Raw genomic sequence first — 15123 nt, 5'->3', positions numbered from 1 at the left:
AAGGCAAAAAATGAACGGCGGTACATGGGTAACAAAAGTGAGCACATAGTTAGTAAACATGGTGCTACTGCTCAGCTGGTGCACGTAATAACAGCCATAAAAATAGCACTGTACCCACCACACCAAAGATAGTGGCGACCGGCACTTCAAATGGATAGCGAATAGAACGCCCGATAATATCGCATAGCAATACAGCTGAAGCACCAATTAGGGCAACTGCTGGCAAGCTACGACGCAATTTATCTCCCATTAGACGGCTCACAATGTTTGGCACGACCAGCCCAATAAAAGGAATCATGCCTACAGTCACGACCACGACAGCGCTCATCATAGCTACCATACCCACGCCAATCCAAGTGACCTGACGCTTACTAATGCCTAAGTTCAAAGCGATATTGTCACCCAAACCGACGATGGTCAGCTTGTCGGCAATAATATAAGCCAGCACACACAGTCCACCCGTGAGCCACAACAGCTCATAGCGCCCTGCCAATACGCCCGAAAAATCACCAAACTGCCAAACACTCAGCATCTGTAGCGACTCGGTTTGATAGGCGATAAAGGTAGTAACTGCTTCGATAATGCCACCAAAGACAATGCCAATCAGTGGAATCATCAAAAAATCAGTGGGCGGAATACGGTGAATGAGCAGCATAAATAGCATCATGCCAAAAACGGCAGCGATGGTTGCCACGCCCATTTTGACAATAAGCGCACTGGCAGGGAACAGTAAACTGACTACCAGCAAACCAAGTGCAGCGCTCTGAGTCGCACCAACCATGGATGGCTCTACAAAGCGGTTTTTTAGCACTACTTGGATAATCATCCCAGCCACTGCCATCGCAATACCAGTTAAAATAATGGCAATGGTGCGCGGTATACGGCTAACCAATAACAATGAGCTATCGGAGTTGGCACTCTGAGTCAGCAGACTCTGCAAAATACCTGACCACGAAAAGTCAGCCACCCCAATAGATAAGCTTAATAACACCAAAAGCCCCATAATAATGAGGCTTGCTGTATTGATGAACCACGGTGGTATGACAGTACGTCGATGTAACGCATTGCCATTACCGCTCTGCCAGCTTGACGCTGATGGAGCAGTACTGGATTTGAGCCTAGCATGAGTACGGTGTGAAAATAACGACATAATCTCTACTGGCTTAAAAATGAGCAGGGTTAACGGTAATAATACTTACTTGTGCAACAATCGTTTTTATAAGCAACGACATTATTTAGCGTTAGTAAAAGCATCTTCGATCGTCGTGAGATCCTGCATCCACTGGTAGTAGCCGCCAAATGCCAAGTAAGAGTCTGGGCTCAAATAAACCACTTGCTGCTTACTCCATGCATTGCTCTGAGCAACCAGTGGATTGTCTAATACGGCCTTGGCGCCAATACCGTCTTCACCAATTGCGGCACTACGGTCGATGACAAATAACCAATCTGGATTGGCTTTTTGGATATATTCAAACGATATCGGCTGACCATGAGGCGCATCGGCAATTTTGTCATCTGCCATTGGTACGCCCAGCACAGTATGGATAAAACCATAGCGAGACTTATCACCATAGGCTGACATTTTGTTGCCATTGACCATGACGACTAGACCAGTGCCTTTATTTTCTTTTGTTAGACTTTTGGTCTCAGTGATGAGTCCATCGATATTCTGTTGTAGCTTAGCGGCTTGATCGCTTTTACCAAACAGCGCACCTAGATCATGCAGGCGCTGCTTGCTTGACTCATAGATATTGGCTGTATCAATGCTCATGTCCAATGTCGGCGCGATACTTGATAGCTCATCGTATTTTTCTGCCATGCGTGAACCGACCAAAATGGCTTGCGGCTGCATCGCATTCAACGCTTCAAGATCTGGCTCAAACACAGTACCTACCGATTTTGGATCAGGCTGTGTTTCTGAATGTAGATTCTTTAGCAATAGACCGCCAGGCATACCATCGACCGCCACATCTAGCGCCGCCAAGTCTTGCATCAACGTCATGTCATAGACGACGAGTGGCGATGGGTTCATGGCCAGCTCAACATCACCTTTTACGGTATTGACCATGATTTTCTCAGCAGATACAGCGTCATTATTAGCAACGTTCTGTGATTCATCAGCCGTTGGGTTTTCGGTTTTGGCGTCTGCTGGCTCAGAGTCATTAGATTCAGGCGAGCTACATCCTGCCACTACGGTAGCTAATAATGCTGTCATGGCAGCAGTCAGTAATGGACGTTTGAAAAAAGAGGCGGTAGATCTGCTAGATAATAAGGGTGTCGGCATAATGAACTCGGTCTATCAAAAAATGTTTAAGCAATTGTCTAAAATAATTGCAAATGAATGACGCTAAAAATATTAAGTCTGAAAGATGCTGAGATAAAAAGCATAAAATAAATAGTCTACTTAGGGCGTGTCCTCAATTCAAACGAGTATCCTCTAAATGGGCTAAAAACAGCTAAATTTTGCCAAACATCGTCAAATAGTTGGTCAATATCTCGATATTATCTGCACTATTTTCCTCGTTTGACGGCAATTTATCTCATTTTTATCACCATTTTTAAAATGAGGACACGCCCTAGTACCACTCACTAACTTTTTATACGAATAGTTTTTATAAAAATAGTATGGGTAAACAACACAGCCGTTATAATAAAGTAGTTGAGACTCATTATCAATATAAATGATAATGGTTTTTATTAACAGTAATTGTTATATTAAACGCAACGTCTCATTTGATAAAAATATAAGTTTCATAGTAGTGAAATATAGAAGTAGGTACGTTCATAGAAATGAGCGTTCTGAGAGGTAAAACTACTAAGCAATGTCATGTGTCAGAGATGTATTAAATAGCGAAAATATTGTAAATTATTATTGATAATAATTATCGTTTGCATTATTATCTACGCCATTCTACTCTGAGTAATAAACATTAGGCTGTTATGAGTTCAACGGATTTAGACGCGCCACCACTTAAGTCGTTATTGCTAGCTATTGTTGCAGTACTAGGACTCCATGTGCTTGCCGCAATTGCACTAGTGGCAATAAAAACGCCTGAACTCAAACCTGAGCCAAAAAAAGAGATGTCACCACTTGAGATAAAGTTTGTATCATTACCGGCAAAAACGGTCTCAACTGAAGTAGAAAAACAAACAGTCACAGCAAAAAAAGAAGTACAGCCTGAGGTACAAGTTCAGCCAGCACCGCAACCTGAACCAACGCCTAAAGAGCCGATTAAACAACCAACAGAGACCCCAGTAAAACCAAAAGAGCCTGTTGTAAAAAATATAGAGCCGAAAGTGACGCCTGTGATAGCGTCAGAAAAGCCTCGTCCTGATACCAGTCAAAAAGTAGCCCCAAAAGAGCCGCTACCGAAACCAAAGGTTGATAACTCAGCAGCTGAAGCACAACGTCAAGCAGCTGCCCAAGCTGAATCAGAGCGACAAGCCAGAAAAGCTGACCAAGAGGCGCAAGCTAGGGCAGAGCAAGAAGCCAAAAGAGTCGCTGATGCGAAGGCTGCCGCTCAAGCGAAGGCTGCCGCAGAGGCCGCCGCTGCACAAGCAAGAGCTGAGGCAGAAGCAGCTGCTTTAGCACAGAGTAATGAGCCTGTGAGCTTTACTGCTAGCTCAGCCAACTGGGCATCTGCGCCAAACTTTAGTTTCCCTGAGCGCGCCGCACGTAGAGCCCGTTCTGGTGATACGCTCAATGTTGTCTTGGTATTACGAGTCAACAAGCAAGGCGGCATCGATAACGTGCGAGTTGCTCAATCATCAGGTAATCCGCTAGTAGATAAAGAAGCCCGCCGTCAAGTACGGTCTGGCAAGTTCAAACCCTTTACTAAGAATGGCGTACCCGTGGTGGGTGATGTGACCCTACCGATCAGTTACGCGGTTCCTTGATAGCTCATACTTTATAACAACGTATTTATTAATCATTTTTCATTATAAAACTAAACATGATATTTACCTCAGTATCATGTAATGGCATTACACATTAAGGAGTCTGACATGGACTTTATGCAATACTGGCAGATCAGCGACATGGTGACAAAAACGTTGTTCTTTTTGTTGCTTGCGTTATCTATTCTCTCTTGGGTGACAGGTATCGTCCGCGTATTGCAAAGCCGCAAACTGGCGACCAATGTAGCAGATGATTTGAGTCAGAAATTACAAGCCAGACAGTCTGACTTGGCTGGTTCTGATGCTGCCACACGCCGTTTGGTGACTGAGCAGACTTTGCTCAAGCACATCGGTCGCTATCGCTTTGCTAGTGAGCGCGGTCTGCCGATTCTTGGTACGACGGCAGCGATTGCACCGTTCATCGGCTTGTTTGGTACGGTATGGGGTATTTTCCATGCATTACACAACATCGGTATGAGTGGTCAGGCAGGATTGGGGCAGGTTGCAGGGCCAGTCGGTGAAGCACTGATTATGACAGGTCTTGGTATTGCAGTAGCGATTCCAGCCGTGGTGTTTTATAACCTTGCAGTACGTATCAATCGCCGCATAATGTATCAAGCCAACGACAGAGCACATGATTTATTGGCGCAATCAACGGGTCTTGTGGATACTACCAAGGTAACTGCGAGCCATGCTACTAGTGCCTCACAAGTGCATGCTGCACCAAGCAGTCGTTCAACGACGAGCGAGACTCAGCATACCAGCAACTACAGTAATTCTGTGCCAAAGCAGCTATAGATAGTACTAGTTCTACAGATACTGATTTTGTAAACGTTAGGTCCGTAAACATTAAGGCTGCCAGCGCTAGGTCTGTAAAGGCTCAAACGACAAGTCGACAAACCGTCAAAAAACGGCTTGGCTGTGTGAAAATAACCAAAAGCATTGAGAGTAACTATGGCATTTCAATTGGGTGATGATGACGTACGAAGCATGGATGAGATGAACCTCATTCCGCTTATCGATATCATGCTGGTATTGATGATTATATTTTTATTGACAGCGACCGTGTTGAATCCGACAGTGCCTTTAGATTTGCCAGAGACTAGTGCCGCGCTCAATGAAACGCCGCCAGAAGCGATTCAAGTCAGCATTGATAAAGACGCGGGGATATTCTGGGATAGTGACCCAATCAGCATGGAAGAGTTAGAGACACGCTTGCAGCAACAAGGCGCGACTGGTAAGAACCCAGCGGTACAGTTACGTGCGGATAAAGAAGGCAAGTACGATACGGTTGCTCAAGTCTTAGCAGCGGCAAGTAACGCTGGACTGACCAAAATCGCGTTTGTGAATGAGTAGCTTAGTAGCTAAATACTGAATAACTTAAGCATTGAATAGTTTAAGCACTGTGAGTTAGAGCTAGTAGCTCTGACTTTATATTAGAAAACTGGCTAGATAAATCAATAGTCCAACCAGTAAAACAACCAGCACCGCTATAATAAAAACAATTAAAATAATAAAATTTTCTCCAACCTCATTAACTACTTAAACCTCAAATTAAGTCGTTAGTGAGGTTTTCTTTTTTTACCAGCCATCGCCAAACGGACGATAGCCGTAACCGAAGCCTGCATGTCTGTAGCCAAATGGGTAAGGTGAGCGTAAGTAGTCGAGATCGCGCTGACGAATATAGTAGTAGCGCCCTTGGGAGTAGGCTTCTTCTAACTTCTCAATACCTTCTAACGGACAGACAGGTTGCCAGTCATAGCCTTCGCGACCGAGCTTATAAGCATTCAGCTCAGTACAGTAGTTTTTGAGACCTTGTTGACGGCCTTGCTCCCATTGGATACGGTTAGGACTAGCACCGCCGACACTGGCGCAGCTATTGGTATAATGACCGAAGTAAGCACCTGAACGTCCTTGCGAGCCATCAGCGTAGCCGACTTCTTGCCAGTTGCTGCTTTGACACTGCTGCGGGGTTAGGCTTCGAGTCGTGGCACAGCCCGATAATGTTAGTACGACCGCGCCAAGTAGCGATAGGCTCATGCCTGTTTTGCTCATGACTTTATTCATCAGCTTGCGAGCGTGATAAGCGCCCGATGAGTTTGACTCAATAAGATAATTCATAATAAACCTGCGCGCGTTTAAAATTATGGTTTATCATAGCACTTTTTTGAGCTGACCATTTTCGTATCTGGTTTTTATAGCGTGCTGTGATCAGTAAGTTTATATACGCTAAATAGCTGATTTAATAGTGTAACTTGCTAAATTATCATATGCTTTAAAAGCACACGTTGCACCGCGATTGGACGACAACGCTTGATTTTTAATGGTTCGTGCTCATTATAAGCCCTTGTATATCGTTATTTGTTATCGTGCTAATCGCAAGTCTATATGTACTATTTATAAATAATGGTTCATTAGCGATATTTACCGTTATATCTCTTAGTATCTTTTTCATTTAGTCAAAAGGCCAGACCATCATGGGAACATTGATTGGCGTTATCATTGTACTATTCGTATTAGGGAGTATGATGGCGCTCAAACCGAACGGTATCGATCAGCGTTTAGATAAGCTGCGTATGACCGCGCGTCGTTTACAGCTCAATCCAAAACTCGTTTCGTGCCCTGATTGGATCAAAGGCCGTGACAATGAGTATGGTCGGGGTATGCTTGGACAGTACTGCCTGATATTTGAAGACACTAAACTGCCGCATACCCGTTATCAAGTGATTGATGGACAGTGGCGACCAGACAGCAGTTTTGTCGACACCAATACAGATGATAAGACGCTTACTATTCCCAGTGCGATTCGATCTAGTCAAATCAGCAATAATCCAGTAGTCAAAAAGACTGATTTTAGCTTGGATCAAGTGCCGTTGGAGCTGCCAGTAAGTATCGAGCCGTTTGTTAAAGGTCTATTGACCAAGGCCAATAGCATTATTATTTATTGGGAAGATATTGCTTATGTACGTCCAGCATCTAACCCAACGTATCATCAAAAACGGATCGAAGCGGACTTATTAGTGCTCAAAGAAAACCTTGAGAAGTGGGCGCTACAGATGCAGAAACAAGCATAAACCTAGTAAAGCGTTTTTTCGTCTCCATTAAAGGGCAATATGCAAGCGGTTTGTCATATTCAAATTATTTAAAGTTGACAGTTTAACGCTTAGCAGTGTAACGTCTTTATAACTATATCTTTATTTTATGGTTATTATTTGTTTTATAACCTTTTTTATCAGCAGCGATTATTACTATAAATAGCTGAACCGTGGTCAAGCCATGAGTATCCGCTTCCATAAATTGCCGTGCTGCTGAATTTAACCTTACTTTTAATTTACTTATATTATGGTGTCGTCAAACATGGCAAAAACCACAACCAAAAAAAGTCCAGCATCAGCTGCGGACAGCCCAAAGGGTAAGTCTTTGGTGATTGTAGAATCACCAGCCAAGGCAAAAACGATTAATAAATACCTTGGTGATGACTTTATCGTACGCTCAAGTATCGGTCACGTCCGTGATTTGCCGGTCAGTGCGAGCAAAAGCGCAAAGAAAGCAACGACCGCTAAAAAAGATGACAGTCTGACCAAAGAAGAAAAAGCGCAGCAAGCACTGGTACGCCGCATGGGTGTAGATCCAGAGCATGATTGGGCGGCAGTCTATGAAGTACTACCAAACAAAACCAAAGTCATCAAAGAGCTTAAAGCATTAGCCAAAGACGCTGACAAAATATATCTAGCAACGGATATGGATAGAGAAGGGGAAGCGATTGCTTGGCATTTAAAAGAAGTCATCGGTGGCCCTGATAGCAAGTATCAACGTGTGGTCTTCAACGAGATTACCAAGTCAGCTATTCAAAGTGCATTTAAGCAGCCTTCGAAATTAGACATTGACCGCGTGAACGCGCAGCAAGCGCGTCGATTCTTGGACCGTGTCGTTGGCTTTATGGTATCGCCACTATTATGGCAAAAGATTGCTCGCGGACTATCAGCTGGCCGTGTACAGTCAGTTGCCATGCGCTTGGTTGTTGAGCGTGAGCATGAAATTCGCGCGTTCATTCCAGAAGAGTACTGGCAGATTCATGCGGACACGCACATTGCTAATGACAATCCTAAAAAAGCCTCAGACGCTGAGCAAATCGGCATACGCTTAGAAGCGACCAAGCAAGGCGGTAAAACCTTAAAGCTTGGTAATAAAGAGCAAACCGATAAAGTCCTAGAGATACTCAAAGCAAGCGACTTTATCGTTAAAGAGCGTGAAGAAAAACCAACGCAATCACGTCCAAGCGCACCGTTTATTACTTCGACCTTGCAGCAGGCTGCTAGCACGCGCTTAGGATTCTCTGTTAAGAAAACCATGATTTTAGCGCAGCGTCTATACGAAGCCGGTCATATTACTTATATGCGTACCGATTCGACATTCTTATCAGGCGACGCGCTTGCTGCTGTCCGTGGTCATATTGAAGACAGCTATGGCGCAAAATACGTACCAGAAAAACCAAATTTCTATGGTAACAAGCAGGGCGCACAAGAAGCGCATGAAGCGATTCGTCCCTCTAATGTCAATATGAAATCAACACAGCTCAAAGGTGTTGAGCGTGATGCGATACGTCTATACGAGCTAATCTGGCGTCAGTTTGTAGCGTGTCAGATGTTACCTGCCAAATATCTGTCAGTGAACCTATTTGTAGGCGCAGATGATATCGAGCTAAAAGCGCGTGGTCGTACCATGGTATTTGATGGCTATACAAGAGTTATGCCACCAGCTAAGACTGACGATACCTTGCTGCCTGATGTCAAAAAAGGCGATAAGTTAAATCTAGATAAGCTGGATCCAAGTCAGCACTTTACTAAGCCTGCGCCTCGCTATACTGAAGCCAGTCTAGTAAAAGAGCTTGAGAAAAAAGGCATCGGTCGTCCATCGACGTATGCATCCATTATCTCAACCATTCAAGATCGCGGCTACGTGAAGCTTGAAAATAAGCGTCTGTTTGCCGAAAAAATGGGTGATATCGTTACTGATAGATTGACGGCTAGCTTCCCAGATTTAATGGATTATACCTTTACTGCCGCGTTAGAGGACAAGCTCGATCATGTGGCAGAGGGTGATCAAGACTGGAAAGATGTGCTTGATAATTTCTATGGCGAATTCAAAACGACTCTAGAGCGTGCCAAAGAAAAAGATGGTATGCGTCCAAACGATCCAACTGACGTGCCAGATGTCCATTGTGATATCTGTGATCGTCCGATGCAGTTGCGCACAGGCTCAACAGGTGTATTCTTAGGCTGTACTGGCTATAACTTGCCGCCAAAAGAGCGCTGTAAAGGTACCAAAAATCTAATGCCAGTCGAAGCATTCGCCAATCTAGATGATGCGGAAGGTGATGACGAAGCGGCAGAAGTTAAAGATTTGATGGAGAAAAAACGCTGTCCGAAATGTGGTACGGCGATGAATGGTTACATCGTCGATGGTGGCCTCAAACTACACATTTGCGGTAACAACCCTGATTGCGATGGTTATATCTTAGAAGAAGGCAAGTTTGAAGTTCCTGGCTCAGATGCACCAACCATTGACTGTAATAAGTGCGATGGGCAGATGGAGCTTAAGACAGGACGCTTTGGTCCGTACTTTGCTTGCCAGAACTGTGATAACACGCGCAAGGTACTAAAAACAGGCGAAGCAGCGCCGCCACGTATGGACCCAATCCATCTGCCAGAACTAAAATCGACCAAGCATGATGATTACTTCATCTTGCGTGAAGGCGCAGCTGGTATGTTCTTAGCAGCGTCTAAGTTCCCGAAAGTGCGCGAGACACGTCCGCCAAAGCTGGCTGAGCTACGAGAAATTAAAGACAAGATGGAAGACAAGTTCCAGTATCTGTTTGCAGGGCCAGATGAAGATCCTGAAGGTAACCCAACCATCTTGCGTTGGTCACGTAAGAAAAAAGAGCAGTATATCGGCTCTGAGAAAAACGGCAAGGCCACACGTTGGGGTGTTTACTGGCGTAACGGTGAATGGGTAGAGGAATAACTATTAGTTAAATCCAATATAGTGCTTTTATAGCGTCAGATTCATTTAATGTATTACAGATGCAATTTGCATTGGTCTTTCTTGTATTGGCTTAAACAAACCCAAAAGTTACTTCCAATAAAAAACCCTCTTATAAGTTAAGAGGGTTTTTTATTGCTTATAATATTTCTTTTAAGCCATGTCTACATTTGCAGACTTAGCCTAAGTCCAAAGGTTTGGACAGTATTAGTTTTTTACAATGATACCGCAACCAATACGATCGCCTGCATTACCTGAAGGCTGACTGGTATAGTCGTCAACGCCAGCATGTACGATAAATGCCAAACGATTTACGCTATATTTACCTGCTTCAGTCGCTGCGATTTTCTTGTTCACATAGTTAATAGTAGCAACACCATCTTCATTAGCAGTTAAGTTTGGCAGGTCACCAGCATGACCATTCATATCATCTGGATTAGAATGTGGCTTGTTGTCTGGGTTGAAGTGACCGCCTGCTGCTTTACCCATAACGTCACAGCTGCCTGTTTCGTGGATATGTAATGAGACAGTTCTGCCTGGCTGTAGGTTAGTAAGTTTACCGTAAACTTGGACGCCGCCATCGACTGGACGTAAGAAAACTTGACCAACTTCTTTCTTCTCGCCATCTACTGTTTGTATGGTTGATTTTAGCGTTGGCTGTGCTAAAGGATTGCCTGTTTGCATTTGGCTTTCTACGGTTTGACAACCAGTCATTGCTAACGCTGAACCGCATAATAGGGTACTTGCAAGTAATGTCTTATTCATTATTATCTCCAATTGTTTGAGTTGTTATTTTCAATCTTCATTAAAGCCACGAATATCTATCGTTATTGTTCTATAAAAATCGGTGTCAATATTCGTTAACATCGGAGTCAGTATAGCCAAGCTAACTCTATAGTTATTCATCAAATGCGCAACAATCAGTTAATAAATGTAAGTATCGTATGGGTTTGAAAATGTATTAAAGGGTTTTCTTTGGCTCATTTTTCCAAATTAACGTTTCACCAGAATCTAAAGTTTGGGTGAGTAAGTAGTTTGGCTCTGACTGCTCTGTAATTGTCTTCGCCTTACTATCCCCGTATTTTAAAGTCAATTGACTCTTACTATGGGTCATCATACGTCGAAGCTGTGATTCGACATCATCAAGAGTATCGCTACAGCTCATCATAGTAGAAGGAAAACTGCCAGTAAGTAAACTTTGATTGATAGAGAGGGCGTAAGGCCCACTAACGCCGTTGCAGCCAACAGAGATACCAAAGCTTTGACCATATATACCTGACTCAAAGCCATTTTGTTCGTCACTCTCATCACCACCATAGCTATCCAAACCATAGGAAAGCATAATAGGTTCTTCTATTTGCGTAAATTCACTCAAGATTGCGTCTGCTTTGTCCGTCACTTGTACTAGCTGCCAGCGATAGCGCTCTAATAATTCATTGGTGAGTGGTATGTCAGTCACGGGGTATTTAGGTTTGGGCGTGCCCGAAAAGATAAGTGTTTTCCCTTTGCTGGTCTTTAAAGCGAGCTGTTTTTCTATGGCTTTATTGACCTGTATGGACTGAATCATCACAGGATTAAATATGAAATTTGTTCCTGCGTAGCGCCCAAAAGTCGCGTTTAATAGAGATGCTGTATCACTAGGGATGATTTTATTACCACGCCAGTCTTGGGTAGTTGCTTGATATATCGCTGTGCAGTCAGCAGCCTTGATTGGCGATTTAGTTGTATCTTGTACTGATGCATCTGTATAAGGATAAGGTAAGGGCAGCCACATATCAAAGGACACGAGATGTCGGTAGCAGCCGTCATCAAAGGTTAACAGGTCTGGGCGAACGTGCATAGTTAGGAGTGGCTGAAAAGTGACACGTATGAGTTTGCCTTTATCATTGCTAACATGCGTTAGTTGCCAGTCGTATTTGGTGATCGTTTGAAACAGTCTGGGTTTTAGTGTTGTCACTGACCAGTTTTTATCGTCGATGACGGTACTGGTTTGGGCTGAATGATTAAGGCTGTTTGTTTGGCAGCCTAACAAAGCGACTGGTAGTAATGCACTTATTATCGCTAGAGGCATCCGTAAACGATTTAAAATCATAAACTTTCTACTAAATAAACATTTGTCTGAAATATAGCACAAGGCTGTAGAGAGATTGTTGTTTATTATTGCCAAAAAAAAGCCGCCCATCATTGTGATGAGCGGCTTCCTAATCTATAGAACTGGCTTAATAAAGAGTCAATTAATTGTGCAGTGCTTTGCCAGAGGTTTTATCAACGGTCACTTTGGCAGGTTTGATTGGTGTTGGCATACTCACCAAAGCAACCTTTAAGATTTCCTCAATCGTGGCAACTGGCTGAATGGTTAGGCCTTCTTTCACGTTATCAGGAATATCAGCCAAATCTCGCTCATTAGTCGCTGGGATCAAGACGTGCTTGATACCACCGCGATGTGCCGCAAGTAATTTCTCTTTGAGACCGCCGATACGTAGGATCTTACCGCGTAAGGTAATCTCACCTGTCATCGCAATATCTGGACGAATAGCAATACCTGTCAACGCAGAGACTAGCGCTGTCGTCAGTGCACCACCAGCAGATGGGCCATCTTTTGGCGTGGCACCTTCTGGCATATGTACATGGACGTCTGTTGTTTTAAACGTCTCGTAATCAATACCTAAGCTATCACCGCGAGCACGAACCACGCTCATGGCTGCGCGAATTGACTCTTTCATCACATCGCCTAGTGAACCGGTAAAGCTAAGCTCGCCTTTACCTTTCATGCCGACCGCTTCGATGGTCAATAGTTCACCACCGACCTGAGTCCACGCAAGACCAGTAATACGACCAATCTCCGGCTCTTCTTCAGCCAGACCGTAGTCATACTGGTGTACACCTAGATAGTCATCAATGTTTTGGTCATCGACTGTCACTAGCTGACGTTCTGCTTTTTTCGGAGCACGCGCGCCATGAGTTTCAACCGAACCGCGAACCACTTTACGGCAGATTTTATTCACTTCACGCTCAAGGTTACGCACACCTGCTTCACGCGTATAGCTACGTACGATACTGTGCAATGCTGCTTCAACAATCTCAATTTCACCTTCTTTGAGACCGTTCTGCTTAATTGCTTTTGGCACTAGGTATTTCTGTGCGATATTAACTTTTTCTTCTTCGGTGTAACCAGGTAAGCGAATAACTTCCATGCGGTCAAGCAGTGCAGGTGGAATATCCATACTGTTGGCAGTACAGATAAACATCACTTGCGACAAATCTAAGTCCATATCTAAATAATGGTCGTTAAATGTATCGTTCTGTGATGGGTCCAATACTTCAAGCAACGCTGATGCTGGATCACCGCGGAAGTCTTGCGCCATCTTATCAATTTCATCTAATAAGAATAGCGGGTTTTTGACTTCTACTTTTGCCAATGACTGAACAATTTTACCCGGCATCGCACCGATATAAGTACGGCGATGACCACGAATCTCTGCTTCATCACGTACGCCACCAAGCGCCATACGCACAAACTTACGACCCGTGGCACGGGCAATTGATTCACCCAATGAGGTTTTACCGACACCTGGAGGACCGACGAGACATAGAATCGGGCCACGAAGTTTTTTCACGCGTGATTGTACGGCGAGATATTCTAAAATGCGGTCTTTTACATCTTGTAGACCGTAATGGTCTTCGTCTAATACCGTCTTAGCTTTGTCTAGATTGATAGATACTTTGGTCGTCGCATTCCACGGCGTATCCAAAATCCATTCAATATAGTTGCGTACCACTGATGACTCACTTGACGCAGGTGGCATCATTTTGAGCTTTTTGAATTCCTGCTCAGCCTTTTTGCGTACGTCTTCTGGCAAGTCAGCATCTTCTAAACGCTGCTCTAGCTCAGCCACATCATCTTCACCATCGAACGCGCCGTCATTCATATCTGACAGCTCATTTTTGATGGCTTTCATCTTTTCATTTAAGAAATATTCGCGCTGATTGTCTTCCATTTGCTGACGGACAGCATCTTGAATATCTTGCTCGATATTTTGCTCAGCACTTTGCTTGACCAAATATTCAGTCAAGGTATTGATATGCGTTTTGATATCGTCTTCTTCTAAGAAAGACTGTTTGATATCAAGGTCCATCGATACACGAGTTGAGATGAAATAAACCAACTCAAGCAAGTCGTCGATACGTTTGGCCACACGAGTCAGCTCACGTGCATTGCGAAGTCGCGCATCTGCATAGCTTTCGAATAATGTAGTTAACGCTTGAATGGTGTTTTTCTGTTGGCTCTCATCCATGCTGACATCAAGATCGGCACGCTCAAATCTCGCCATCAATAAATCGTCATGGCCTTCTATATTATCAACACGAGCGCGGTATTGACCTTCGATCAATACTTTAATGCAGTTCTCATCGCTATCATGGGGCATGGTGCTGACGATGCGGCACACCGTACCGTACTGATACAAGTTATCTTGATCAATATCTTCGGTCAGTGAGTCTTTTTGCGCGACTACCAGTACTTTGTTGCCATACTCAGCTTGTGCCAACTCAACCGCTTTCACCGATGGCGCGCGTCCCACAAACAATGCAATCTGCATATGTGGATAGACGACGACGTCGCGTAATGCCAGCAGTGGCAGATAGCTTTCATCTTCATTGTCTTTGACAACGTTGGATGAGGCATTTAACGCATCCGTAGATGAGCTTTCTGTCTCATTATTCGCGTCAGCACTGATGTTAGCGTCAGTGTCAGTATTTGCGTCAGACGTCGTGTCAGTGTTCAGGGCAGATGATACATCGATGTCGTCTTTATCAATATTATGTTCACTCATATGTTTTTCCTCGTTCCCCAGACTTGTAAAGTCAAGTTCGTGGTTCATGTTTAGATAAATGGTGCTCACGAAAAAAATTGCAAGGCTGAATGGTGAAGTCGTTTGCTTATCTTTGTTAAATAGTTGTCTGAGCGCCCAGTAAACAATGTTATCGATGTTATCAACGATGTGTCGGTAATGATGTATCGTCAATAGTGTGGCTGGTCAATGAATGATAAAAACAGTCAGAAATCATAGAAGAAGGTGTAGATGTATAGGTAACATTTGGCTGTCCGTATTGATGCCTAATCGGTTCTATGCGTAGGCTTTATACCCAAAATAAGGTAAACTGGCGCGCGTCTAAAACAGGCTC

11 protein-coding genes are annotated in these 15123 nt (G+C 43.9%); 5 read left to right on the top strand and 6 right to left on the bottom strand.

Annotation, left to right across the window (positions count from 1 at the left end; genetic code table 11):
* Positions 1-64: 64 nt before the first annotated feature.
* Positions 65-1150, bottom strand: a complete 1086-nt coding sequence (locus tag ACIGBM_RS09835) for an ABC transporter permease (RefSeq protein WP_397477628.1) — start codon at positions 1148-1150, stop codon at positions 65-67.
* 81 nt (positions 1151-1231) lie between these two features.
* A complete protein-coding gene (locus ACIGBM_RS09830) occupies positions 1232-2284 on the bottom strand; it encodes a siderophore ABC transporter substrate-binding protein (RefSeq protein ID WP_397477627.1) in 1053 nt (350 codons plus the stop codon).
* Positions 2285-2940: 656 nt separating this feature from the next.
* Between ACIGBM_RS09830 and ACIGBM_RS09825 the strand changes: the two genes are divergently transcribed.
* The 3 genes from ACIGBM_RS09825 to ACIGBM_RS09815 all read left to right on the top strand — a co-directional run bounded on the left by ACIGBM_RS09825 (position 2941) and on the right by ACIGBM_RS09815 (position 5253).
* Positions 2941-3897, top strand: a complete 957-nt coding sequence (locus tag ACIGBM_RS09825) for a TonB family protein (RefSeq protein WP_397477626.1) — start codon at positions 2941-2943, stop codon at positions 3895-3897.
* Positions 3898-4005: 108 nt separating this feature from the next.
* Positions 4006-4695 carry a MotA/TolQ/ExbB proton channel family protein gene (locus tag ACIGBM_RS09820; RefSeq protein WP_397477625.1) on the top strand — a complete coding sequence of 230 codons (690 nt, stop codon included), beginning with the start codon at positions 4006-4008 and terminating at the stop codon, positions 4693-4695.
* Between the two features lie 156 nt (positions 4696-4851).
* On the top strand, positions 4852-5253 hold the full coding sequence (locus ACIGBM_RS09815) for a biopolymer transporter ExbD (RefSeq protein WP_025651314.1): 402 nt from the start codon (positions 4852-4854) through the stop codon (positions 5251-5253).
* 225 nt (positions 5254-5478) lie between these two features.
* Here ACIGBM_RS09815 and ACIGBM_RS09810 read toward each other — a convergent pair whose 3' ends face one another.
* Entirely contained in the window at positions 5479-6018 is a 540-nt protein-coding gene (locus ACIGBM_RS09810; RefSeq protein WP_397477624.1) for a DUF2799 domain-containing protein, read from the bottom strand.
* Positions 6019-6374: 356 nt separating this feature from the next.
* On the opposite strand from ACIGBM_RS09810, the gene ACIGBM_RS09805 reads away from it, so the two are divergent.
* A complete protein-coding gene (locus ACIGBM_RS09805; protein ID WP_397477623.1) occupies positions 6375-6971 on the top strand; it encodes a hypothetical protein in 597 nt (198 codons plus the stop codon).
* A 283-nt stretch (positions 6972-7254) separates the two neighbouring features.
* A complete protein-coding gene (gene topA / locus ACIGBM_RS09800; RefSeq protein WP_397477622.1) occupies positions 7255-9921 on the top strand; it encodes a type I DNA topoisomerase in 2667 nt (888 codons plus the stop codon).
* 225 nt (positions 9922-10146) lie between these two features.
* Here topA and ACIGBM_RS09795 read toward each other — a convergent pair whose 3' ends face one another.
* From ACIGBM_RS09795 to lon, 3 genes are all read right to left on the bottom strand, one after another.
* Complete coding sequence (locus ACIGBM_RS09795; protein ID WP_179797811.1) at positions 10147-10704, bottom strand: superoxide dismutase family protein; 558 nt, start codon at positions 10702-10704, stop codon at positions 10147-10149.
* Positions 10705-10900: 196 nt separating this feature from the next.
* Complete coding sequence (locus tag ACIGBM_RS09790; RefSeq protein ID WP_397477621.1) at positions 10901-12031, bottom strand: META domain-containing protein; 1131 nt, start codon at positions 12029-12031, stop codon at positions 10901-10903.
* Positions 12032-12173: 142 nt separating this feature from the next.
* Positions 12174-14771, bottom strand: a complete 2598-nt coding sequence (gene lon, locus ACIGBM_RS09785; RefSeq protein ID WP_397477620.1) for an endopeptidase La — start codon at positions 14769-14771, stop codon at positions 12174-12176.
* Positions 14772-15123: the final 352 nt, after the last annotated feature.

This window comes from Psychrobacter sp. NPDC077938, from assembly GCF_044542635.1.
Taxonomy (GTDB): Bacteria; Pseudomonadota; Gammaproteobacteria; order Pseudomonadales; family Moraxellaceae; genus Psychrobacter.
Note: the sequence above shows the minus strand (reverse complement) of the source record. Positions and strands in the feature narration are given on the sequence as shown.